The sequence below is a fragment of the Polaromonas sp. SP1 genome (genome assembly GCF_003711205.1).
Lineage (GTDB): Bacteria > Pseudomonadota > Gammaproteobacteria > Burkholderiales > Burkholderiaceae_C > Polaromonas.
The window spans coordinates 242,810-265,875 of sequence record NZ_CP031013.1 but is presented as its reverse complement, the minus strand read 5'-3'; the positions used below and the strand labels follow the sequence as shown (position 1 = coordinate 265,875).

Annotated in this window: 21 protein-coding genes; 13 read left to right on the top strand and 8 right to left on the bottom strand. The window is 64.3% G+C overall.

Annotation, left to right across the window (positions count from 1 at the left end; genetic code table 11):
* Nucleotides 1-32: 32 nt before the first annotated feature.
* Nucleotides 33-1,016: a hypothetical protein gene (locus tag DT070_RS01255; protein ID WP_122953772.1), complete on the top strand. Its 984-nt coding sequence runs from the start codon at nt 33-35 to the stop codon at nt 1,014-1,016.
* Between the two features lie 25 nt (nt 1,017-1,041).
* Here the strand turns inward: DT070_RS01255 and DT070_RS01250 are convergent, their stop codons facing one another.
* The 5 genes from DT070_RS01250 to DT070_RS01230 are packed head-to-tail and all read right to left on the bottom strand — an operon-like array spanning nt 1,042 to nt 5,205.
* Nucleotides 1,042-1,662 carry a hypothetical protein gene (locus DT070_RS01250; RefSeq protein ID WP_194965974.1) on the bottom strand — a complete coding sequence of 207 codons (621 nt, stop codon included), beginning with the start codon at nt 1,660-1,662 and terminating at the stop codon, nt 1,042-1,044.
* A gap of 2 nt (nt 1,663-1,664) precedes the next feature.
* Nucleotides 1,665-2,306, bottom strand: a complete 642-nt coding sequence (locus DT070_RS01245) for an SCO family protein (RefSeq protein ID WP_122953770.1) — start codon at nt 2,304-2,306, stop codon at nt 1,665-1,667.
* 10 nt (nt 2,307-2,316) lie between these two features.
* Complete coding sequence (locus DT070_RS01240) at nt 2,317-2,931, bottom strand: cytochrome c (protein WP_122953769.1); 615 nt, start codon at nt 2,929-2,931, stop codon at nt 2,317-2,319.
* Nucleotides 2,932-2,948: 17 nt separating this feature from the next.
* Nucleotides 2,949-3,551 (bottom strand): cbb3-type cytochrome c oxidase subunit II, encoded by a 603-nt coding sequence (locus DT070_RS01235; protein ID WP_122953768.1) that lies wholly within the window; start codon nt 3,549-3,551, stop codon nt 2,949-2,951.
* On the bottom strand, nt 3,541-5,205 hold the full coding sequence (locus DT070_RS01230; protein WP_122953767.1) for a cbb3-type cytochrome c oxidase subunit I: 1,665 nt from the start codon (nt 5,203-5,205) through the stop codon (nt 3,541-3,543). The genes DT070_RS01235 and DT070_RS01230 overlap by 11 nt, the downstream gene beginning before the upstream one ends.
* 361 nt (nt 5,206-5,566) lie before the next feature.
* Between DT070_RS01230 and DT070_RS01225 the strand changes: the two genes are divergently transcribed.
* The gene (locus DT070_RS01225; RefSeq protein WP_122953766.1) at nt 5,567-6,829 is read left to right on the top strand and encodes an Nramp family divalent metal transporter; all 1,263 of its coding nucleotides are present in this window, start codon (nt 5,567-5,569) and stop codon (nt 6,827-6,829) included.
* A gap of 135 nt (nt 6,830-6,964) precedes the next feature.
* On the opposite strand, the gene soxR is transcribed toward DT070_RS01225, so the two are convergent.
* A complete protein-coding gene (gene soxR / locus DT070_RS01220) occupies nt 6,965-7,444 on the bottom strand; it encodes a redox-sensitive transcriptional activator SoxR (RefSeq protein WP_122953765.1) in 480 nt (159 codons plus the stop codon).
* A gap of 89 nt (nt 7,445-7,533) precedes the next feature.
* Here soxR and DT070_RS01215 point away from each other — a divergent pair, with 89 nt between their 5' ends.
* Nucleotides 7,534-7,878 carry an antibiotic biosynthesis monooxygenase gene (locus DT070_RS01215; RefSeq protein ID WP_122953764.1) on the top strand — a complete coding sequence of 115 codons (345 nt, stop codon included), beginning with the start codon at nt 7,534-7,536 and terminating at the stop codon, nt 7,876-7,878.
* Nucleotides 7,879-7,890: 12 nt separating this feature from the next.
* Here the strand turns inward: DT070_RS01215 and xdhB are convergent, their stop codons facing one another.
* Complete coding sequence (gene xdhB / locus DT070_RS01210) at nt 7,891-10,416, bottom strand: xanthine dehydrogenase molybdopterin binding subunit (protein WP_122953763.1); 2,526 nt, start codon at nt 10,414-10,416, stop codon at nt 7,891-7,893.
* Complete coding sequence (gene xdhA / locus DT070_RS01205; RefSeq protein ID WP_122953762.1) at nt 10,413-11,891, bottom strand: xanthine dehydrogenase small subunit; 1,479 nt, start codon at nt 11,889-11,891, stop codon at nt 10,413-10,415. Before xdhA ends, xdhB begins: the two co-directional genes overlap by 4 nt.
* 70 nt (nt 11,892-11,961) lie before the next feature.
* On the opposite strand from xdhA, the gene DT070_RS01200 reads away from it, so the two are divergent.
* From DT070_RS01200 to guaD, 10 genes are all read left to right on the top strand, one after another.
* Nucleotides 11,962-12,894, top strand: a complete 933-nt coding sequence (locus DT070_RS01200; RefSeq protein ID WP_122953761.1) for a LysR family transcriptional regulator — start codon at nt 11,962-11,964, stop codon at nt 12,892-12,894.
* Between the two features lie 92 nt (nt 12,895-12,986).
* Nucleotides 12,987-14,555 carry an ABC transporter ATP-binding protein gene (locus tag DT070_RS01195; protein ID WP_122953760.1) on the top strand — a complete coding sequence of 523 codons (1,569 nt, stop codon included), beginning with the start codon at nt 12,987-12,989 and terminating at the stop codon, nt 14,553-14,555.
* Nucleotides 14,552-15,661 (top strand): ABC transporter permease, encoded by a 1,110-nt coding sequence (locus DT070_RS01190; RefSeq protein ID WP_122953759.1) that lies wholly within the window; start codon nt 14,552-14,554, stop codon nt 15,659-15,661. The genes DT070_RS01195 and DT070_RS01190 overlap by 4 nt, the downstream gene beginning before the upstream one ends.
* Nucleotides 15,661-16,581: an ABC transporter permease gene (locus DT070_RS01185; RefSeq protein ID WP_122953758.1), complete on the top strand. Its 921-nt coding sequence runs from the start codon at nt 15,661-15,663 to the stop codon at nt 16,579-16,581. Before DT070_RS01190 ends, DT070_RS01185 begins: the two co-directional genes overlap by 1 nt.
* A 135-nt stretch (nt 16,582-16,716) precedes the next feature.
* Complete coding sequence (locus DT070_RS01180) at nt 16,717-17,874, top strand: BMP family ABC transporter substrate-binding protein (protein ID WP_122953757.1); 1,158 nt, start codon at nt 16,717-16,719, stop codon at nt 17,872-17,874.
* 153 nt (nt 17,875-18,027) lie between these two features.
* The gene (locus DT070_RS01175; RefSeq protein WP_122953756.1) at nt 18,028-19,080 is read left to right on the top strand and encodes an adenosine deaminase; all 1,053 of its coding nucleotides are present in this window, start codon (nt 18,028-18,030) and stop codon (nt 19,078-19,080) included.
* A 59-nt stretch (nt 19,081-19,139) separates the two neighbouring features.
* Nucleotides 19,140-20,426 carry a YbfB/YjiJ family MFS transporter gene (locus DT070_RS01170; protein WP_369973908.1) on the top strand — a complete coding sequence of 429 codons (1,287 nt, stop codon included), beginning with the start codon at nt 19,140-19,142 and terminating at the stop codon, nt 20,424-20,426.
* Between the two features lie 247 nt (nt 20,427-20,673).
* Nucleotides 20,674-21,309 carry a 7-carboxy-7-deazaguanine synthase gene (queE, locus tag DT070_RS01165; RefSeq protein ID WP_122953754.1) on the top strand — a complete coding sequence of 212 codons (636 nt, stop codon included), beginning with the start codon at nt 20,674-20,676 and terminating at the stop codon, nt 21,307-21,309.
* Between the two features lie 29 nt (nt 21,310-21,338).
* On the top strand, nt 21,339-21,701 hold the full coding sequence (locus DT070_RS01160) for a 6-carboxytetrahydropterin synthase (RefSeq protein ID WP_122957190.1): 363 nt from the start codon (nt 21,339-21,341) through the stop codon (nt 21,699-21,701).
* Nucleotides 21,702-21,766: 65 nt separating this feature from the next.
* Nucleotides 21,767-23,053, top strand: a complete 1,287-nt coding sequence (gene guaD, locus DT070_RS01155; RefSeq protein WP_122953753.1) for a guanine deaminase — start codon at nt 21,767-21,769, stop codon at nt 23,051-23,053.
* Nucleotides 23,054-23,066 lie beyond the last annotated feature (13 nt).

Genomic DNA, 23,066 nt, shown 5'->3' with positions numbered 1-23,066 from the left:
TTAGAGTATGGCTGGTCGCACGAGGAACCTGCATGTCCAACACGAAAAACACACCTGATCCCCGCGAGAAGGCCTTGATCGAGGGCGCGATCGCCAAGGTCAACCGGCAGCTCAAGATACTGCGCGCCTTCAAGGTATCGGTGACGCAGACCGGCTGGGACTCCAGCGTGGAGTCCCTGCAAAAGAAAATCAACACCACCCTGGCCGACAGCTTTGGTGCGGGCACACCGGACTACCGGCAGTTCGCGGTCACCTTGCAGGACTTCATGCTGGACAAAACGTTTGGCGACCGCTTCACGGACGATGAACGCGAGCAAAAGGTCAAGCAAGGCATCGACCTGGCCACCATGCGCATGAATGCGGCCAAAAAACTGCTGAGCGATCGCCTTGACGGCTCGGCCCCCCTCGCGCCGGTGGAGGCCCCGCAGGAGGAGGCGAAGCCGGAGCCGCCGTCTGCACCGCCGGCGCCCGCACCTGCACCTGCGCCGGCACCGGTAGCGTCGCCACCACCTGCGCCCGCCCCCGAGCCAGTGAAGCCGGTGTTACCACCCCCCGCACCGGCCCCCACGCCTTCACCTTCCACCCCAAAGAGGATGCCCATGTCCAAGACCGATCTTCCTTCTTCCCCTTCCGGCACGGGGCCGGTCGCCATCCTGGGCCTGGGCGGCGATGCCGTGGGCGAGGCGTGTGAGTTCATCGAACAGCTGGGCCTGGAGGCCGCCATACTCGACACCGTCTCTATCGACCAGCTTGAAGGGTTGCGCAATGTCGGGTTTTTGCTGCTCCTGCCGGGCGACAAATCCGATGGACCCGCAGCCATGCTGGCCATCGGGTTCATGCTTGCGGCGCTTGGCCGCAGCCGCATTGCCTGCCTGCTGTCTGAAGACGACACCCTGCCGGGTGTCCTGCAGGGCGCGACGAGCATCTCTGTCGACGATGCGGGCCTGTGGCGGCTTTTGCTGGCGCGCGAGATGAAGCGGGCCGGCCTGGAGGTCGACCTGAACCGGGCCGTGTAAGCGCTGTCTTGTGGCAGGAAGGGCGTCAGCGCGCCCCGGCTTTCGGGGCCGTATCGGCCTGCAGCATGACGGCGTCTCTTCGCATCAAGGCCCCGACCAGCCAGCCGAACCACGCGGCGGCAACCACCGCCGCAATCCACACCAGCAGCTGCCCCAGCCGGGCCTGGTCGTCCAGCAGGTAGGCGTTGCAGATGCGTACCGGGGATGTTTCATACAGATTGCCTGCGACGACCATCATCGGCAGCACATTGCCCAGAAAGAAACCCTGCACCAGCACGCCTGCCGGCTGCCATGACAGGCGAGTCGCAGCACCGCAGATGAGCAGGGCCAGGAATTTCAAAATTTCAGCGCGGCCGTCTACCAGCGCCAGGTCCAGCACGCGGGGAATCATCAGAATGCCGAGCATGACCCCGGCCGCGAGCAGGCCGCTGATGCCGTGGGCATTCCACCGGTTCAGGCGCGCCGTCCAGCCTGGCGGCCATGCCGCGGCGAACAGGAAACCGGCCAGCATCAACAGCGGGTATTGCACCAGCATGTGGCGCGTCATGCTGGCCTCCAGCGCCTGCCGCACGCCGGGCCAGGCCAGCAGGCACAACAAGGCCACGGCCATGCCGGCCAGGGTGCTGCGCGAGGGGAGTGCCGGCATTTTCATGGCGACGGTGATGTTGACGGTGCGGCGGCGCCCGCCAGGTGATACGCATAGTCGAGTGCGAGTTGCTGCTCCGCATAGTCAAAGATGCGGACCAGCCGGCCTTTGTTGTCGACCACCAGCAGCGCTGCGTTGTGCTCAAAATCGCCGCGGCCGTTCGGTACCACCACGACCTGGAAATCCCTGAGAAGGCGTTGGGTCTCCTGAGGGTCCTGCACACGCACGAATCGCCAGACGGCCGGATCGGCGCTCAATTTCTCCGAATAAGCCTGCAGCACCGCAGGCTTGTCGTGCTGGCCGTCGAAGCTGATCGAAAGCAGCCTGACGTTGCCGCCGCGTTCCTGCAATGCCTGCTGCAATTGCTGAAAACTGCTGCCCATCGCCAGGCAGACGGTCTGGCACCGCGTGTAGATGAAGTCCACCAGGGTTACCGACTGCCCGTCGGCAAAAAGCTGCGGCAGGGTCTGCGGGGCGATGCCGTGCCCGTCGATGGCGACCGCCGGGCTGGGCACCGGTTGCAGGGCGACTTCAAGCCGGCGTGCGCCCTCGGCCGTCCAGACCTGAAAACCGTGTGTCAACCACGCGGCGGCGGCATAGCCCGCAAAGGCCAGCATGGCGCTGAGCAGGGCGGTGCGCAACATCGGGGCGGCTTCAGGAGGCTTTGGCCGTGAGCGCTTTGAGCTCGGCGCCGCCGTTGAACGGCGTGGTGCGCGTGGCGGCCTTGCGTTCGGCTTCAAACAGCTCGGGCTTGATGGCGTCCGCCTTGTTCGACCACTCGGCGCGGATATAACTCGCCACGGCGGCCAGCTCGGCATCGCTGAGTTGCGGGAACGCCGGCATGGCGCCTTTGAAGGCGCTGCCCATCACGGTGATTTCGCCCGTCACGCCGTGCAGCAGGATGTTGGCAACGGTACGTTCGTCGCCGTTGACCCATTCAGAGCCGTCCAGCGGCGGAAACACCCCCGGGAGCCCTTTGCCGCTGGCCTGGTGGCAGGCCGCGCAATTGGCGGTGAACAGCTGCTTGCCGTTGGCGGACGCGCCTGCGGCGGGGGCCGCCGGGCCCGACAGGTCCGCCACGGTGCGTCTGTCGCCGAGGTCGGCGCGGCCGAAGGAGCCGGACAGCACGATGTAGCCTGCGCCCCACAGCACCAGCGCCGCCGCGCCGATCAGGAAGAGCAGCGGGATGGGCTGGCTTTTTTCGGAGGGTTCGGCCTGCTCCCGCTCCTGCGCCCGGCTTTCGGAGGTCTTGTCGTTGTCGTTCAACATGGGATCACCTTGTGGGCTCAGGGCTTGGGGGCGGGCGGCAGCACCGGGTAGGTGTGGTTCAGGCCCTGCAGGTATTTGACGAGGTCCAGTGCCTGCGGCGTGGGCACTACCACCTGGCCCACGTTGGGCCCGTAGGCCGGCGGCAGGGCCAGCGGCGTTTCGCCCTCGCTTTCGGCGTCTTTGGCATCCTTGACGACGAAGAGGTAGGGGTAGGACGGCATGATGGAGCCGGGCACGTAGGCGCGCGGCTGGTAGAGGTGGCCCAGGTGCCAGTCCTTGCTGGGCTGGCGCACCCCGATGTTGAAGAGGTCGGGCCCGGTGCGCATGCTGCCCAGCAGGTGCGGCTTGTCGTAAAAATAATCGCCCGGCACCGACGCCCGGCCCCAGCCCCGCTCCGCATCGGGACCGAAATTGCGGTCGCGCGGCTGCTGGCTGTGGCAGTAGACGCAGCCGTTGGCGATGTAGACCTCGCGCCCGCGCAACTGCGCGCTGGTGTAGGGCTTGAGCTGCGCCGGCGGCTTGATGTCGCGCACCTGCATATAGGGCATCACCACCAGAGCTGCGGTGGCAACGCCCAGCGCCACCATGGCGCCCGAGGCCAGCTTGACTTCATTTTCCATGGTGGGCTCCCAGTTCCGCGCTGCGCGTGTCGTTGGGCCAGAACAGGGCGGCGCCCGCGCGGCCCGGCCCAAAGCGCAGCGCCATCGCCAGGAAGTGGCCGACGAACACCAGGTGGCTGAGCACCATCAGGCTGCCGCCTATGGACCGCCATTTGAGGTAGGGCAGGGTCAGCTCGACCGAGGCCATGAAGGGCTGCGTGGCATCCAGCATGGCCAGGCCCTGCAGCCAGCCGCCTATGGTGAGGCCGACGAAATAAATCATCACCCCCACGGCCGCCAGCCAGAAATGCAGCGTGATCAGTTTCGGATAGGGCCATTCCCAGTTCAGCACCCGCGGCATCATGAAGTAGATGGCGCCGAACAGCACCATGGTGACAAAAGCATAGGCGCCCAGGTGCGCGTGCGCCACCGTGAAATGGGTGAAGTGGGCGACCTGGTTGACGCTGCGCAGCGCCTCGAGCGAACCCTGTAACGACGAGGCCAGGTACATCAGCCCGCCGAACATCATGAAGCGCAGCGTCGGCGAATAACGCGCCAGGTGCATGCGCCCCTGCATGGTGGTGGCCATGTTGATGGTGAAGGCGATCACGGGGATCACCATCATGATGCTCTGCACGATGGACAGCGTGATCAGCCAGCCCGGCACCGGCCCGCCTATGAGATGGTGGCCGCCGACCTGCCCGTAGAAAAACGCCAGCGTCCAGAAGCCCAGCAGCGAGAGGTTGTAGGAGCGTATCGGCCGGCCTATGACCTTGGGCAGGAAGTAATAGATGGCGCCCACGCTGACCGGCGTGAACCACAGGCCCAGCACGTTGTGGCCGTACCACCAGTTGGTGGTGGCCTGCTGCACACCGGTGTGCACGCCGGGCATCTTGCCGACCAGGAAAAGCAGGGCGATCCACAGCAGCGCCGCCGTCATGTACCAGACGCTGACGTACAGGTGCGACACCTTGCGGTTGACGAGCGTGTACAGCACCGGCAGGATCACCAGCGCAAAACCGGCGAACATGAAGATCGCGATCTGCCAGGGAATCTCCAGGTACTCCATGCCGTCGTTCCAGCCAGTCGCGATGGCGCCTATGCCGCCGGCAATGCCCATGTTGATGAGCGCGCCGCCCAGCATCACCCAGATGGCGCCGTACAGGCGTGTGCGCAGCAGGCGCGGCAGCAGCCACACGACCATGCCCAGCGCGGCATTGGTGATCCAGCCGTAGAGCACGCCGGTCAGGTGCACGGTGCGTATGCGCCCGAAGGTCAGCCAGGCATAGTCGGTAAGCCAGTCGGGTTCATGCAGCTTGATGGACGAAATCAGTCCGGCCACCGAGCCCACGATGAGCCACATACAGGCAAAGGTGATGAACATGAAAACCGGGAAGGCGGTGGAGCGGTCCGACGTGATGCGGTCCAGCAGTTCGGCGGCATCGGCGGTGTACGTCTTGATGCCGCCTTCTTTCACCGCTTTTTGCATCGATGCCTGGGCGGTGTCGTGCAGGGCGGGGTCGTCCACCTGGCCGATCTCGCCGTGCGCAAAGATGACGGAAGCTGCGGCAGGGTTTTCGACCAGCAGCCCTTTGCGCAGCGACCAGATAAATACGAAGAGACCGATGATCGAGAGCAAAAAGGCGCCCAGGAGGCTGATGACGGCGCTGTCCATTACACGGCTCCTTCAGCGTGCAAGCCGGCGGCAAGGCGGGGTGGCGAGATTTGGACGCTCATGCGTGATGCAGTGGTCATGATTTCTCCGGTATTGAGGGAAGGCTGCGCTTGCGCGAAGGTCCTCTGGCATCCTGAGCCGCGATGGGCCACGGGGGCTGGCCGCAGATGAGCCATCCTACGCTTTTGTCCGCAGTTCGTCTGCACGGTCGCCGGCCGGTTCGGCATCTGCTATTGATTTTGTAGCTACTTGCCCACGTATTGATTGAGCTGCGGGCTGTTTTAATACTGAAGTTAGCCCTGCAAGCCGTCCGTCAGCCGGCTTAAGCCTGACCTCATCAAACGGTGTTAGCCTCGCGGCCATGTTGAACCGCATCCCCTCCTTCCTGCGCCATGTCGGCCCAGGCGTTGTCACCGGCGCCGCCGATGATGACCCCTCCGGCATCGCCACCTACACGCAGGCCGGGGCGCAGTTCGGCACCGGGCTGCTGTGGACGGTGTTCCTCTCCTTGCCTTTCATGATCGCCATCCAGCTGGTGAGCGCGCGCATCGGGCGCGTCACCGGCAAGGGTGTGGCGGCCAATCTGCGTGAGCACACGCCGCGCGCTTTTTTGATGAGCATGGTGTTTTTGCTGGTGATCGCCAACACCATCAACATCGCGGCCGACATCGCCGCGATGGGTGAGGCGCTGCAGCTGGCCGTGGGCGGCGGCGACCACTTTCATGCGGTGGCCTTCGGCATCATCACCGTGCTGCTGCAGGTGTTTGTGCCTTACCGCAAGCTGGCGCCGATTTTGAAGTGGCTGACGCTCTTTCTTTTTGCCTATGTGATTGCCGTGTTCTTGGTGCAGGTGCAGTGGGCCCAGGTGCTGCATGACCTGGTGATTCCCAAACTGCAATGGACTTCGGGCTACTGGATGATGATCGTCGCGCTGCTGGGCACGACGATTTCGCCCTATCTCTTCTTCTGGCAGGCTTCGCAGGAAGTGGAAGAGCTGCGGCTGAAGGGCGGCGTGATCGGCCCCGAAAAGAAAATCCGCCGCGACCTGCGCCGCGTCAAGCGCGACACCTATATCGGCATGTTTTTTTCCAACGCCATCGCCTTCTTCATCATGGTGCTGGGCGGCGCGGTGCTGTATGCGGCCGGCATCCATGACGTGACCTCGGCCGCGCAGGCGGCAGAGGCCCTGCGGCCGCTGGCCGGCGACTTTGCCTTTGCGCTGTTTGCCGGCGGCATCATCGCCACCGGTTTGCTGGCGGTGCCGGTGCTGGCTTCATCCGCGGCTTACGCCGTGGCCGAGGCCTTTGGCTGGCCCGAGGGCCTGGAGCGCCACTGGTACGAGGCCAAACGTTTCTACGCCATCATCGTCATCGCCACCGTGGTCGGCACCGGCATGGACTTTACGTCCATCGACCCGATGAAAGCGCTCTACTGGAGCGCCGTGATCAACGGCGTGGTGGCCGTGCCCATCATGGCCGGCCTGATGCTGCTGGCCAGCCGCAAGTCGGTGATGGGCAACTTCACCTCGGGCCTGAAGACCACCTGGTTTGGCTGGGGTGGCGTGGTGGTGATGGGGTTTGCGGTGGTGATGATGTTGGTAGATCTTTTTCACCCGCTTATTTAGGGCGACTGTTTCTTTATCCCCTCTCCCCCTGGGAGAGGGTTAGGGTGAGGGCCCGGCGGCGGTAAAAATGGCGCAGCGCTTGCAAAGGCCGCGACCCTCACCCCCCGCCCTCTCCCCGAGGGAGAGGGAGAAAAACTAGGACCGATCCCGGCGCGTTATCAACAACCGCTGCGGCCCGGCGCCCTTGTCGCCCAGCTTGTCAAACGGATTGCGCAGCCGGCATTTGTCGATCGACAGGCAACCGCAGCCGATGCAGTCGTCCAGCGTGTCGCGCAGTTTTTTCAGCTGCGCCATGCGTTCGTCCAGGTCTTTGCGCCATGCGGCCGACAGGCGCGCCCAGTCCGCGCGGCTGGGGGCTGCTTTGGCGGGCAGGGTGGCCAGGGCCGCCTCGATGTCGGCCAGCGCAATGCCCACCCGCTGCGCCACGCGCACGAAGGCCACGCGCCGCAGCATCTCGCGCGCATAACGGCGCTGGTTGCCGTCGGTGCGGGTGCTGCTGATCAGGCCCTTGGTTTCGTAGAAGTGCAACGTGGACACCGCCACGCCGCTGCGGCGTGCCATGTCGCCGACGGAGAGTGTGGGGGAGAAGCCGGCTGCTTCCAGTTCGGTGGTCATGGTGAGCTCCTTGCAAGCGTTTTTCAGATAATGCTTGACCTCAACTTTACTTGAGGTTTTAAGCTCCTGGTTTTCAAGGAGTTATTCAAATGCCAGGCGAATCTTTAGCCCCCACCGCCACTTCCGCTTCCATATTCCGTATCGACAAATTTGTGGTGCCCTCGCAATCGATCTCTGCCTTTGTCGAGCGGATCCATCACGTCCAGCGCATGCTGGGCGAGCAGCCGGGCTGCCTGCAAAAGCATGTGCTCACCCAGACGGGCGACAGCAGCGAATTCGATGTGGTGACGGTGGTGGAGTGGGCCAGCGCCGATGCCGTGGCCGCCGCCCGGGTTGTCATGGAAAAGCAGCTCGCCAGCGAAGGCTTCGACATTCAGGCCTTCAGGAAGAAGCTGGGCGTGCGCGGCGACTCGGGGATGTACCGCGAGGCTTGATGGGCATCGTGTTCAGCGCGGTGTTAAAGCCCTCAGCACATGCTCGGCCGTCGCCGGGGCCTCCAGCACCACGCACTCACCGGGGCGCGCGACCGAAGCCACCGCATCCCGCAAAGCCTCATACACGCTGATCGCCAGCATCAGAGGCGGCTCGCCCACGGCCTTGCTGCCGAAGACGTTGTCTTCGCGGTTGGGTTCGGGCCACAGGTCGACCTTGAAGTGTTCAGGCACATCGCCGGTAGCGGGGATCTTGTAGGTGCTGGGGGCGTGTGTGGTCAGCAGGCCCTTGTCGTTCCACACCAGCTGCTCGGTGGTGAGCCAGCCCATGCCCTGGATGAAGCCGCCTTCGATCTGGCCGATATCGATGGCCGGGTTGATGCTGGTGCCCACGTCGTGCAGGATGTCGACTTTCAGCACACGGCTTTCGCCCGTCAGCGTGTCGATGGCGACTTCGGTGCAGGCGGCGCCGTAGGAGAAGTAATAAAACGGCCGGCCGGTGAGGGTGGTTTTGTCATAGTGGATTTTGGGTGTGCGGTAAAAGCCGTCGCTCCACAGCTGGATGCGGTTGGCGTACGCCAGCTTGACGACTTCAGTGAAGGGGCGTGTGCCTTCGGGCGTGATGACCTCGCCGCCGTTTTCGCCACACACAAATCGAACGGCGCCCGCGCCGCAGCGGTCCAGCCCCGCCACAAACTGCGCCAGGTTGTCGCGCACATTGCGCGCGGCATATTGCGCGGCGCGGCCGTTCAGGTCGGTGCCGGCCGATGCGGCGGTGGCCGAGGCGTTTGGCACCTTGCTGGTGTCGCTGGCGGTGGCCAACACTTGTGAAAACGGCACGCCCAATTCGTCGGCCACGATCTGCGCGACTTTGGTGTTGAGGCCCTGACCCATTTCAGTGCCACCGTGGTTTACCTGCACGCTGCCGTCGGTGTACACATGCACCAGCGCACCGGCCTGGTTAAACAGCGTGGCGGTGAAGGAGATGCCGAACTTGACGGGGGTGAGGGCGATGCCGCGCTTGATGACCGGGCTGCCCTGGTTCCATGCCGAAATGGCCTCCCGCCTTTGCCGGTATTGGGCCGTTTGCTCCAGTTTTGATAGCAAGGGGTCGAGGATGTTGTCTTCGACCTTCATCTGGTAGTGCGTCATGTTTCGACGAGGGGCTTCGACAGGCTCAGCCCGAACGGCATTTTTTTCATCCTTTCGCCCTGAGCCTGGCCTGTCCTGAGCTTGTCGAAGGGGCGAAGGGTTTGTCAGTTCGTCGCTGTACAGGTTGCGCTTGCGCACGTCCAGCGGGTCCAGGCCCAGCGTGCGGGCGATGTCGCCCATGATGGCCTCGATCACGATCATGCCCTGCGGGCCGCCGAAGCCGCGAAAGGCGGTGTTGCTCTGCGTATTCGTCTTGCAGCGGTAAGACGCGATCTCCACGTCTTGCAGAAAGTAGGCGTTGTCGGCATGGAAGATCGCGCGGTCGGCCACCGGGCCCGAGAGGTCGGCGCTGAAGCCGCAGTTCACCGCCATCGTGATCTTCAGGCCGGTGAGCAGGCCGGTGTCGTCAAAGCCCACGTCATAGTCATACGCAAACGGGTGCCGCTTGCCGGTGACCATGAAGTCGTCGTCGCGGTCCATGCGGAGCTTGACGGCGCAGTGCAGCTTGTACGCGGCAAGGGCGGCCCACACCGCCATCTGGCCTGATTGCGTTTCCTTGCCGCCAAAGCCGCCGCCCATGCGCCGGCATTCCACGCGGACGGCATTGTTGGTGATGCCCAGCGCGTGCGACACCCAGTGCTGGATCTCGCCCGGGTGCTGGGTGCTGGAATACACCAGCCATTGCTGCTGCTCCTGCGGCACGACGTAGGCGACCTGGCCTTCCAGGTAGAAGTGTTCCTGGCCGCCGACTTCGAGTGTGCCGTGCAGCGTGTGCGCAGCCTTCTTCAGCGCCGCCGCCGCGTCACCGCGTCTGACAAACACCGGCGGCAGTACATAACTTTCGGCCTTGAGCGCGTCCTGCACATTCAATATGGCGGGAAGCGGTTCGATCTTGCACACCACGTTGCGCGCGGCGCTGCGGGCCTGCATCACGGTGTCGGCCACCACCACGCCAATCACCTGGCCGATGTGCTGCACGGTGTCTTGCGCAAACACCGGTTCGTCGTGTGAGAAATTGCCCAGCACCGGGTCGCCCGGAATGTCGCGCGCCAGGATCACGTCGCGCACACCCGGCATGGCCAGGGCGGCCGTGGTGTCAACGCCCAGCAGCTTGCCGTGCGCCACGGTCGATAGAATCGGCGCCGCGTGCAGTGTGCCGCGCACTTCGGGAATGTCATCGACATAAGTTGCGGCACCGGCGACTTGCGCGCGGGCGCTTTCATGCGCGGTGGAGCGACCGGCCGCTTGCGTATGCGCGGGCTTGCGCGTCAGCGAGGCTTTTTCAGCGGGGTCAGCGGCGGGTGCCTTGTCGGCACGGGCGTTGGCTTCGCGCACGTCCGGGTCGGCCACCGCGTCGCGGCTGACGGAAATATCTTTGGCGGCGTTCATGCGGCCTCCTCCAGCGTGAAGCTGGCCAGGTTGATCTGCTGCAGGCCCTGGCTTTCCAGCCAGTAGCGCTGCAGCAGATTGCCCAGCACCTGGCTGCGGTAGGCCGCGCTGGCCCGCATGTCGGAAATCGGCGAGAACTCGGCGCGCAGCGTGGCCATCGCGTGTTGCACGGTGGCTTGCGTCCAGGGCTGGCCGGTGAGGACGGCTTCTGTTTTGACGGCGCGCACCGGTGTGGCTGCGACGCCGCCTGCGCCTATCGAGGCGGACACGACTGTGTTGTTTTCAATCCGCAGATTGATCGCCAGGCAGACGGCGGAAATATCGTCGTCGTAGCGCTTCGATATCTTGTAGACCTTCATGGCCTCCCGGGCCTGGGCTTTGGGCACCTTGATCCACGCCAGCACCTCATCCGGCGCCATCACGTTCTGGCGGTAGCCGGTGTAGAGCTTTTCCAGCGGCAGCTCGCGGTGGCCGCGAACGCTCATCAGCACCACGTTGGCGTTTAGGGCGATCAAGAGCGGCATCGAGTCACCTATCGGCGAGCCATTGGCCACGTTGCCGCCCAGCGTGCCGGAGTTACGCACCGGCAGGCCGGCAAAACGGGCGGCGAAGTTGTGCAGCTGCGGGCGGTCCTTCACCAAAGCGGCGTACGCGTCGGTCAACGTGACGGCTGCGCCGATCGCAATGTGGTGCGGGTAGTCTTCCACCTGCCGCAGTTCTTGCACCTTCGTCACGTCCAGCACCTGGCCAAACTGCTTGTGCATCTTGGTGACCCACAAGCCCACGTCGGTGCAGCCGGCCACCAGCTGGGCCTCGGGGTGGGCCGCGCGGGCCTGCAGCAGCGCGGCCAGCGTGCGGGGAGATTTATAGGCAAAATCGGCCTCTAGACCAGGCGTGGTATGGGCTAGCTGCTCCATTTTTTGTAGCAAAGCCTTTTCATCAACGGCCACCGGTGGCAGCGCGGCCATGGCCTGCGCAGCATCCAGAATCGGCCGGTAGCCGGTGCAGCGGCAGAGGTTTCCGGAGAGTTCTTCCTGTGCCAGCTCGCGTGTGATGGTGTTGCCCTTGCAGACATGGTTCTGGTACATGCCGAACATGCTCATCACAAAACCCGGGGTGCAGAAGCCGCATTGGGAGCCGTGCTTGTCGACCATCGCTTGCTGCGCGGGGTGCAGGGCGCCGTCTTGCGCCGCCAAGTCTTCGACCGTCCACAGCGCCATCCCGTCAATGGAATGCGCCAGCCGGATGCAGCTGTTGATGGCGCGGTACTGGACTTCGCCGTCCGCTGCTTCACCTAATACAACGGTGCAGGCGCCGCAGTCGCCTTCACCGCAGCCCTCCTTGGTGCCGGTGCAATGGAGGTCCTCGCGCAGGAGCTCCAGCAACGTACGGGTGGGTGGTACATTGCTGACGGAAATGACCTCGCCCCGCCTGACGAAGCGGATGGATTGGGATAAAGAAGATGGGACAGACATGCTTCAGATTAAAACAGCCCAGTCACGGCCAGCATACAAAACCGCGTATCAACCGCATGGGTGAAAAGGTATGAAAGACCAGGCGCTTTTCGACAAGATAGACCTCCATCTCATCAGGGTCTTGAACACCGTGCTAACTGAACGCAGCGTATCACGCGCAGCCATCAAATTGGGTATGTACCAGCCCGCTGTCAGCGCGGCGCTCAAGCGCCTGCGCGTGCTGGCCGGAGACCCCATCCTGGTGCGTTCAGGCTCAGGCATGGTGCCTACCGATGCCGGCCTGCGCATGATCGAGCCCTCGGCCAGCATCCTGCGCGCCGCCGGCATGCTCTTCAGCGACGCCCGTGGGTTTGATCCGGCCACGGCCGAGATCACCTTTCGCCTGGCGGCCAGCGACTACATGGACCCGCTCTTTTTGCCGCAGCTGGTGGCGCAGATCAAGTCGCAGGCGCCGCGCTGCCACATTGAGATCCAGCCGCTGTCGTCCGAGTCGGACTACCGATCCCACCTGGCGCAAGGCGACGCAGACCTGGTCATCGGCAACTGGTCGGCCCCGTCGGACGAGCTGCACATGGCGCGCCTTTTCGGCGACGACGTGGTGTGCCTGGTCGCCAAAGACCACCCGGCGGTGCGCCGCGGCTGGGACGCTGCCGGCTGGCTGGAGGCCGAGCACATTGCGCCCGCCGCCATGCACCCCGGCGCCAAGGGCGTGATCGACGAACACCTGGATTCGCTGGGCATGGTGCGCAACATCACCGTGCGCTGCCCGCATTTCGGCCTGATGCCTTCCATGGTGGCATCGAGCTTGCTGGTGATGACCACCGGCCGTCAGTATTGCGAACGCTTTGCGAGCCTCCTGCCGGTCAAAATATTGCCCAGCCCCATTGAGTTCCCCCGCATGATGTATTACCAGCTCTGGCACGAACGCACGCACGCCTCCACCGCCTCGAAGTGGCTGCGTGAACGGGTCAAGTCGGTGGCCGCCATGCTACGAAAAGAATAGCTGCCTGCGGTTGCCAGACAAGGGCTGCAGGCATTTTTCTTATAAATCCGGCATAGAACGGATACCACGAGACCAACGAGACAAAGAGACAAATGACAGCACCATCGCCCCAGATTGAAAGCCCCCCAGGGCCGCCGCCGCGGCTGCAACTGAGCGGGATCACCAAAAGTTATCCCGGCGTCGTGGCCAACAGCGGTATCTCGCTGGCCGTGCAGCCGGGTGAAATCCATGCCGTGCTCGGTGAAAACGGCGCCGGCAAATCCACGCTGATGAAAATCATCTACGGCTCCGTCAAGCCCGACGCCGGCAGCGTGACCATGGACGGCAAGCCCGTGACGGTGCGCAACCCGCATGAGGCGCGCGCACTGGGCATCAGCATGGTGTTCCAGCATTTCAGTTTGTTCGACACGCTCACGGTGGCAGAAAACGTCTGGCTCGGGCTCGACAAACACCTGAGCCTGGCCGAAGTCTCGGCCCGCATCGAGCAGACCACACAGGCGTACGGCCTGCAGCTGGACCCCGGCCGGCCTGTGCACACGCTGAGCGTGGGGGAGCGCCAGCGCGTCGAGATCGTGCGCGCGCTGCTCACGCACCCCAAGCTTTTGATCCTGGATGAGCCCACTTCGGTATTGACACCGCAAGCCGTGGAAAACCTGTTTGTCACGTTGCGCCAGCTCTCGGCGCAGGGTTGCAGCATTTTGTATATCAGCCACAAGCTGCATGAAATCCGCGCGCTGTGTACCGCCTGCACCGTGCTGCGCGGCGGCAAGGTCTCGGGGGTATGCGATCCGCGGCAGGAGTCCAATGCCTCGCTCAGCCGCCTGATGATCGGCGCCGAGCCGCCTGCCCTGGAGCACCGCGAGGTGCGCGCCGGCGCGGTCGTGCTGGAGGTCAAGCAGCTCGATTTGCAAAAAGAAGAACAGTTCGGCGTCGACCTGCACCAGGTCGCGCTGCAGGTGCGCGCCGGTGAGGTCGTCGGCATCGCGGGCGTCTCGGGCAACGGCCAGAAGGAGTTGCTCTACGCGCTGTCGGGTGAAGACACCCGCGCGGCGGCCGGCGCCATCCACGTCAAGGGCCAGCCTGTGGGCAAGCTCGGGCCGCGCGGCCGCCGTGAGCTGGGCCTGCACTTTGTGCCGGAAGAACGCCTGGGCCGCGGTGCCGTGCCCTCGCTGTCCCTCGCCCGCAACCTGCTGCTCACGCGCAAAGAGGCGGTGAGCAGCAGCGGCTGGCTCAACCGCGGCGCACTGCAGGCGCAGGCCGCCCGCATCATTGCCGACTACAAGGTGAAGTCGGGCGGGCCGCAGGCGGTGGCCAAGTCGCTCTCGGGCGGCAACCTGCAAAAGTTCATCATGGGCCGCGAGATCGAAGCGAAACCCGCGCTGCTCATCGTCTCGCAACCCACCTGGGGCGTTGACGTGGGTGCGGCCACGCAAATCCGCGGCGAAATCCTCAAGCTGCGCGACGCCGGTTGCGCCGTACTGGTGGTCAGTGAGGAGCTTGAAGAGCTGTTTGATATCTGCGACCGGCTTTATGTCATGGCCAAGGGGCAGATATCGCCCTCGCTGCCGCGGGCTGATGCCACGGTGGAACTGGTCGGGCAGTGGATGAGCGGGCTCTGGGCTGCGTCATCTGTTCGCGCTGAGGAAGGAGCCGCAGCATGAAGCTCGAAATCCGTCCCCAACCGTCTTCCTTCTGGAGCTATGCCTCGCCTGTGCTGGCCTTGCTGATCACCGTGCTGATCGGCGTGGCGCTGTTTGTCGCGCTGGGCAAAGACCCGGTCAAGGGCCTGCAGGTGTTTTTCTGGGAGCCGATCAAGTCGCCCTACGCCATCGGCGAGCTGCTGGTCAAAGCCACGCCGCTGCTCATCATCGCGCTGGGGCTGGCCGTGTGCTTTCGCTCCAATGTGTGGAACATCGGCGCTGAAGGCCAGTTCGTCATGGGCGCCATCGCGGCGGGCGGCATCGCGCTGCTGGCCGACAAGACCACCGGCCCCTGGATCATCCCGGCGGTGTTGCTGGCGGGTGTGATGGGCGGCATGGTCTGGGCCGGCATCACGGCCTTGCTGCGCGACCGCTTCAACGCCAACGAGATCCTGGTCAGCCTGATGCTGGTCTATGTGGCCGACATGCTGCTCAACTTCCTGGTCTTCGGCCCGTGGAAGGACCCGCAGGGCTACAACTTCCCGCAGACCAAAACCTTTGACGCGGTGACCCAGATCCCGCGGCTGATGCAGGGCTCGCGCGTGAACATCGGCATCATCCTGGCGCTGCTGGGCGTGGCGGGGCTGTGGCTGTTTTTGTTCCGCACCTACTCGGGCTTCAGGCATGAAGTCAGCGGCCTGGCACCCGCCGCCGCGCGCTATGCCGGCTTCTCGTCGCGCCGTGCGCTGTGGCTGGCGCTGCTCACATCGGGCGGCGCCGCGGGCCTGGCCGGCGCGCTGGAAGTGGCCGGCCCGATCGGCCAGCTCACGCCTTACGTGCCGGCGGGCTATGGCTTCGCTGCCATCATCGTGGCCTTTGTCGGGCGGCTGCACCCGGTGGGGGTGGTGTTCTCGGCCATCCTGATGAGCATGTTCTATATAGGGGGCGAGCTTGCGCAGTCGCGCCTGGGCCTGCCCAAGTCGATCACCGGCGTGTTCCAGGGCCTGCTGCTGTTCAGCCTGCTGGCCTGCGACACGCTCATCGCGTACCGCCTCAAGCTGGCCAAGCCCCTTCCCATGCCGGTGGCCACGCCGCCCTCAACCGATCTTGTGAAAGGAGCCAGCTGATGGACTCCACCGCATTGCTGATTGCCTCTACGCTGAGCGCGGGCACCGTGTTGGCCATCGCCGCACTGGGCCTGCTCATCAATGAAAAAGCCGGCATCGTCAACCTGGGCGCCGAGGGCATGATGCTGTGCGCTGCCATTGCCGGCTTTGCCACGGTGGTGCACACCGGCAACAGCTGGCTGGGTTTTGCGGCCGGCATGGCCGCGGGCGCTTTCCTGGCCGCCGTGTTCGGCGTGTTGGTGATCTGGCTCAACACCAACCAGTACGCCACCGGGCTGGCGCTCAGCCTGTTCGGTGCGGGCTTCTCGGCCTTTGCCGGCATCAAGTATGTGCAAGAAAAACTGCCCGAGCAGTCGCAGTACCCGATCCCCTTCCTGGCCGACATCCCGCTGGTGGGCCCGGCGCTGTTCCGCCAGCATCCGATGGTTTACATCGCGATGGCGCTGACGGCCGGGCTGATCTGGTTTTTGTACCGCACGCGCGCCGGCCTGGTGCTGCGCTCGGTGGGTGAAAGCCCCGAGTCGGCCCACGCCCTGGGCTACCCGGTGCGGCGCATACGCCTGGCGGCCGTGGTGGCCGGCGGCGCGCTGTGCGGGCTGGCCGGGGCTTATGTGTCGGTGGTTTATACGCCGCTGTGGGTCGAGGGCATGATCGCCGGCAAGGGCTGGATCGCGCTGGCGCTGACCACTTTTGCCACCTGGCGCCCGGCACGGGTGTTGCTTGGGGCTTACCTGTTCGGCGGCGTGACCATGCTGCAGTTTCACCTGCAAAGCGTGGGCCTGGATGTGCCCACGCAGTTCCTGAGCATGCTGCCTTACCTGGCCACCATCGTGGTGCTGGTGCTGATTTCGCGCAACCCGCTGTGGATACGCGTCAACATGCCCAGCTCCATCGGCAAGCCGTTTTACCCCGGCGCCTGATGGTGCAAATCGCCCAATCCGCCGCATAATTGCGGTTTTCGCCCTAGCCTGATTTTTTCGTTTCTTATTTCCGGTTTCTTACCTTTTTGAAATTCCCTTCAAATTCTTCACTTCCCTTGACGAAAGCGAGATGACATGACCGACCTGCAAAAACGTTCCCTGCTCAAGCTGGCGGCCCTGTCCGCAGTGGCTGCGGCAACCCTGGCCGGTTGCGGCAAAAAGGAAGAAGCCGCCCCGGCAGCACCCGCAGCCGCGCCTGCGGCTTCGGCGCCCGCCGCCAATGCCGAGCCCCTGAAGATCGCCTTTGCCTACGTCGGCCCTGTGGGCGACGGCGGCTGGACCTACGCGCACGACAACGGCCGCAAGGCCGTGCAGGCGGCATACGGCGACAAGGTCGTCACCAGTTTTGTCGAAAAAGTGCCTGAGTCCGCCGACGCGGAACGCGTGATCCGCGACATGGCCGCCCAGGGCAACAAGCTGATTTTCGGCACCACCTTCGGCTACATGGAGCCCATGCTCAAGGTCGCCAACGACACCAAAGACGTGAAGTTCGAGCACGCCACCGGCTACAAGCAGGCCGACAACATGCGCACCTATGACAGCCGCACCTACGAAGGCGCCTACATGGCCGGCGTGATCGCCGGCAAGATGAGCAAGACGGGCACGCTGGGCGTGGTCGGCTCGGTGCCGATTCCTGAAGTGGTGCGCAACATCAACAGCTTCACGCTGGGCGCGCAGTCGGTCAACCCCAAGGTCAAGACCAAGGTGGTGTGGGTTAACGAATGGTTTAACCCACCCAAAGAAACCGAAGCCGCCACCGCCCTCATCAACGGCGGCGCCGACGTGCTGTTCCAGAACACCGATTCGTCGGCCGTGTTGCAGACCGCCGAAAAAATGGGCAAGCGCGCCTTCGGCTGGGATTCGGACATGACCGCCTACGGCCCCAAAGCCCACCTGGCTTCCGCCGTCATCAACTGGGGCCCTTACTACGTGAAGTCCGTGGGTGAGGCGCTGGAAGGCAAGTGGACGGGCAATGCCGCCGCCTGGTGGGGTGTCAAGGAAGGCGCGATCGACATCGTGTCCATCGCCGCCGACGTGCCTGACGAGACGAAAAAACGCGTCGACGAAGTGAAGGCCGGCCTGAAGGACGGCAGCTTCTCGATCTGGAAAGGCCCCATCACCGACAACACCGGCAAGGAACTGCTGGCCAAAGACGTGGTGGCGGACGACAAATTCCTCGGCGGCCTGAAGACTTACGTCAAGGGCGTCGAAGGCAAGGTTCCCGGCAACTGAGGATAATGGACAGAGCGCCGTGCCCGAGGCAACAGCCCCGGGCCGGAGCGCTCGCAACGTAGTTTCAAAGCTGCCTTCGGGCAGCTTTTTTCGTTATGGGCTATGGTCGATAGCGTTGATACGACCACCATGAATTGAATGCCTGGAGCCGAGATGACGCCCCCACAAATCAAAGTCAAACCCATCGCCGCAGACCGCATGCCCGCGCTGCTGGCCGGCATGCCCAAGGCCGAGCTGCACATGCACATTGAGGGCTCGCTTGAGCCCGAGCTGATCTTTGCACTGGCCCGCCGCAATGGCGTGAAGATTCCTTATGCCAGTGTTGAAGAGCTGCGCAGCGCCTACGCTTTCACCAACCTGCAGAGCTTTCTCGATATCTACTACGCCGGCGCCAGCGTGCTCATCACCGAGCAGGACTTTTACGACATGGCGCAGGCCTACTTGCGCAAGGCGGCTGCCGATAACGTCGTGCACACCGAGATGTTTTTCGACCCGCAGACGCACACCGCGCGCGGCGTGAGCATGGCAACGGTCGTCAATGGCCTCCACCGCGCCTGTGTGGATGCGCAGGCCGAGTTCGGTGTCAGCGCCTCTTTGATCCTCTGCTTTTTGCGCCACCTCAGTGAAGAAGATGCGTTTGAAACGCTGGAGCAGGCTTTGCCGTACCGGGACAAGTTCATCGGCATCGGCCTCGATTCCGGCGAAGTGGGTAACCCGCCCGAAAAGTTTGCCCGCGTGTTTGCGCGCTGCCGCGAGTTGGGTTTTCACCTCGTCGCCCACGCCGGTGAAGAAGGTCCGCCCGAATATGTGTGGACAGCGCTTGACGTGCTGAAGGTTGAGCGCGTAGACCACGGTGTGCGCTCCAGCCGCGATGCGGCGCTGATGCAGCGCCTGGCCAAAGACCGCATTCCGCTCACTGTGTGCCCGCTCTCCAACCTCAAGCTTTGCGTCTTCCCCGACCTGGCCAGCCACAATATTCGCGAGCTGCTGGACGCAGGCCTCGTGGCCACCGTCAATTCCGACGACCCGGCCTACTTTGGCGGCTACATGAACGAGAACTTCATGCAGACCTTTGCCGCGACGGGGCTGGATGTGCAGCATGCCTACACGCTGGCGCGCAACAGCTTTGAGGCGAGTTTTATCGATGCGTCCGCCAAGGCCCGCTACATCACGCGGCTGGACGAGGCGTTCGAGACCTTTCAGTAAGCCAGTCAATACACCGGCAACAACGCAAAACAACACACGATGGAGACGCACTTATGGCGATGACGCCAAGCCAAGAGTCAGTCAAAGAATCAAGCCCATGGCCCATCGCGCTGGCCGGCCTTGTGGCCCTGGCCGTCGCCATGGGCATAGGCCGTTTTGCGTTTACGCCGCTGCTGCCCATGATGCTCAACGACGGTGTGGTCGATTTGCCCACCGCCAGCTGGCTGGCCAGCGCCAATTACTTCGGCTACATGCTGGGCGCGATTTTGTGCACCTTGCAGCCCTGGCTGTGGGCGCGTTTTAAAGGGCTGCCTTCGCTGGCGTATTCGTCGCTGGTGCGCGCGGGCCTGGTCGCGACCGGTGTGCTGACGCTGGCCATGGGCTGGCATGTGCCGGCTGCGTGGCCGTTTCTGCGCTTTGCCGCGGGCGTGACGAGTGCCGTGGTGTTTGTCTTCACTTCGGGCTGGTGTCTCTCACAACTCGCCAAGCGCGGCGTGCCGGCGATGGGCGGCATCATCTACGTCGGCCCGGGCGCCGGCATTGTGGTGAGTGGCCTGTTTGCCACCGGCATGGTGGCCTGGCACTGGACGGCGGCGACCGGCTGGGTGATTTTTGGTGTGTTGTCTTTTGTGCTGGCCGCCGCCGTGTGGCATGTCTTGCGCGGCGGTGACGAGCGCCTGATCCCGCTGGCGCCGCGCGCCGCAGCGCAGCCGGGCGATGCGCCGCAGCACCACGGCAATGCCGAGATGACGCTGCTCACGCTGGCCTACGGCCTGGCCGGCTTTGGCTACATCATCACCGCCACTTTTTTGCCGGTGATTGCGCGCGCGGCCTTGCCGGGCTCGGCCTGGCTCGACATGTTCTGGCCCATCTTCGGCCTGGGCGTGATGCTGGGCGCGCTGCTGGCCACGCGGCTACCGCCCGGCAAAGACTTCCGTTTGCTGCTGGCCGGCTGCTACTTTTTGCAGGCGCTGGGCATCGCCGCCAGCCTCTGGAGCCCCAGCCTCGCCGGCTTTGCCCTGGGCAGCCTGATGCTGGGTATCCCCTTCACCGCCATCACCTTTTTTGCGATGCAGGAAGTGCGGCGCCTCAAACCCGCCACGGCTGCCAGTTTTATGGGCCTGCTCACCGCCACCTACGGCGTGGGGCAAATCCTCGGCCCGCCGCTGGTCGCGGTGCTGCTCAAACGCACGGCCAACGCGGGCGCGGGCTTCACGGTATCGCTGGAGATCGCTGCGGCCTCGCTGCTGGTGGGCGCCGTGATGTACCTCTGGATGGCCAGGGCCCACCCCGTGTTGCGGGCGGCCCCGGCCGAATCCAAAGGTGGTACAGCGGCTGCAAAGTAAGCGACTGCTCACACCGGTGAGACGCGCGAATCCCCCTTAAATCCGGACATCGGCCCTGAACCGTTAAAATCACAGGCTTGCGTGCTGCCTCGGCGCGCCGGCATTTGCTTTATTCCGGGGTCATGTAGAGGACTACCATGTATAAAAACCTCGCGACCCCCGGTCTTTCGGCCTCTGTGGGCGCCCGTTTTATTTCTCCATCTTTCCTTTCGATCCTGGACCCGCAGACCCCTGCGCAGGCCGCGCCATGAGCTACCAGGTCAAGGAAATTTTCTACACACTGCAGGGCGAAGGCGCCAACGCCGGGCGGCCGGCGGTGTTCTGCCGCTTTGCCGGCTGCAACCTCTGGACGGGCCGCGAGCAGGACCGCGCCACGGCTGTCTGCCAGTTTTGCGACACCGACTTTGTGGGCACCGACGGCACGCTGGGCGGCAAGTTTCGCGATGCCGACGCGCTGGCCGACCGCATTGCCGCGCAATGGCCGGCCGGTGACAGCCGCCACCGTTTTGTCGTGATGACGGGCGGCGAGCCGCTGCTGCAGGTCGATGCCGAACTGATTGCCGCGCTGCATGCGCGCGGCTTCCAGATCGCGGTCGAAACCAACGGCACCATCGCCGCGCCCGAGGGCATCGACTGGATTTGTGTGAGCCCCAAGGCCGGTGCGCCCTGGGTGCAGCGCGCGGGTCACGAATTGAAGGTGGTCTGGCCCCAGCCCAGCTTTGACCTCGCCGAGCTCGAAGCCGCCGACTTCACCCACCGCTACCTGCAGCCCATGGACAACCCCCAGCGCCAGCAGAACACCGAAACCTGCATCCAGCTGTGCATGGCGCGCCCCGCCTGGCGCCTGAGCCTGCAGACCCACAAGATCACCGGCATCCGATGAGCACGAAAAAACTCCCCACGGCAGCGCCGATGCGCTGCGAGATCAGCCAGACTTTTTACTTTGACGCGGCCCACACGCTCAAGCGCGCCATCGAGGCCGACAGCAGCAAACGTGTGCACGGCCATACCTACAACGCCGAGGTCTTTGTCGCCGGCGAGCCTGATCCGGTCACCGGCATGGTGATGGACCTGGGCCTGGTGCGGCGCGAGATCGAGGTGCTGCGCGAGCTGCTCGATCACCATCTGCTCGATGACGTGAAAGAGCTGGGCCCGCCCACGCTCGAGAACCTGTGCCAGTTCATCTTTCGCAAGCTGGATGCGCGTTTGCCGGGGCTGACCTCGGTGCGCGTGTGGCGTGCCTCGCTGGGCGATGGCTGCCGGGTGAGTCGCTAACGGTTGATAACCCTTATCGGGATTTGCATATCGCGGCGCCAGGCCCCTGCGTTACCCTAAGCGCCATGAAAGCCTACCGCGCCGCCATCCTTTACTTCGCCGGGCCTGCCCAGGCTGTTTTCGAATCTGACGGCCTGCTCGTGGTGGGCCCCGACGCCGAAGGCCGCCAGCGCGTGCAGGCCGTGGGCAGCTACCAGTCCCTGGCGCCGCGTTTTGCCGATGTGCCGACCGAACACTTCCCGGGCCGCATCATCGCGCCGGGTTTTGTCGACATGCACATCCACTACCCGCAGCTGGACGTGATCGGCTCGCCCGCCGACGGCCTGCTGCCCTGGCTGGAGAACTACACCTTTCCAGAAGAAAAACGCTTCGCAGCCCAGGACCACAGTGCACAAGCCGCTACATTTTTCATAGCAGAGCTGCTGCGCAACGGTGTCACCACCGCATTGGCCTTTGCCACCTCACACACCGAATCCGTCAACGCGCTCTTTACCGAGGCGCAAAAAAACAGCCTGCGCCTGATGACCGGCAAGTGCTTGATGGACCAGAACGCACCCGACGGCGTGCGCGACGAGACCGGGCAAAGCCTGATCGACACCGAGGCGCTGATCCAGCGCTGGCATGGCGTGGACAGGCTGGGCTACGCCATCACACCGCGTTTTGTGCCCAGTTGCAGCGAGGCGCAGCTGCGCGGCGCTGGCGCGCTGGCCGCCAAATACCCCGATGTGTGGATCCAGTCGCACGTCGCCGAAAACAAGGACGAAATCGCCTGGGTGAAGTCGCTCTACCCCGATGCCCGCAGCTACCTCGCCGTGTACGAGCAGTTCGGCCTGTTGCGCCCGCGCGCCGTGTACGCCCACTGCATCCATATCGACGACGCAGACCGTGCGCTGATGCGCAGCACCGGCACCGCCGCGGCCATCAGCCCGACCAGCAACCTCTTTTTGGGTAGCGGCTTTTTTGACTACGAAGGGGCGGACCGCATCGGCTTTCCGTACGGCCTGGCCAGCGATGTGGGCGGCGGCACCTCCTTCAGCCCGTTTCACACCATGCTGGCCGCCTATTACGTCGGCCGCGAAGGCCAGACCAAACCCGGCCTGTCGCTCAAGCCGCAGGCACTGTGGTGGCAGCACACGGCGGGCGCGGCGCGCGCGCTGGGGCTGGACGGCGTGGTGGGCAACCTGCAGCCCGGCTGCGAGGCCGACTTTGTCGTGCTGAACCCGCAGGCCACGCCGCTGCTGGCGCGCAAGACCGCGCAGGCGGGCAACCTGGACGAGCTGCTGTTTGCGCTGATCGTGCTGGGGGATGACCGGCTGGTTGAAAAGACGGTGATTTCGCAAGCCACTCTTTAGGAGCGGCTGGCCG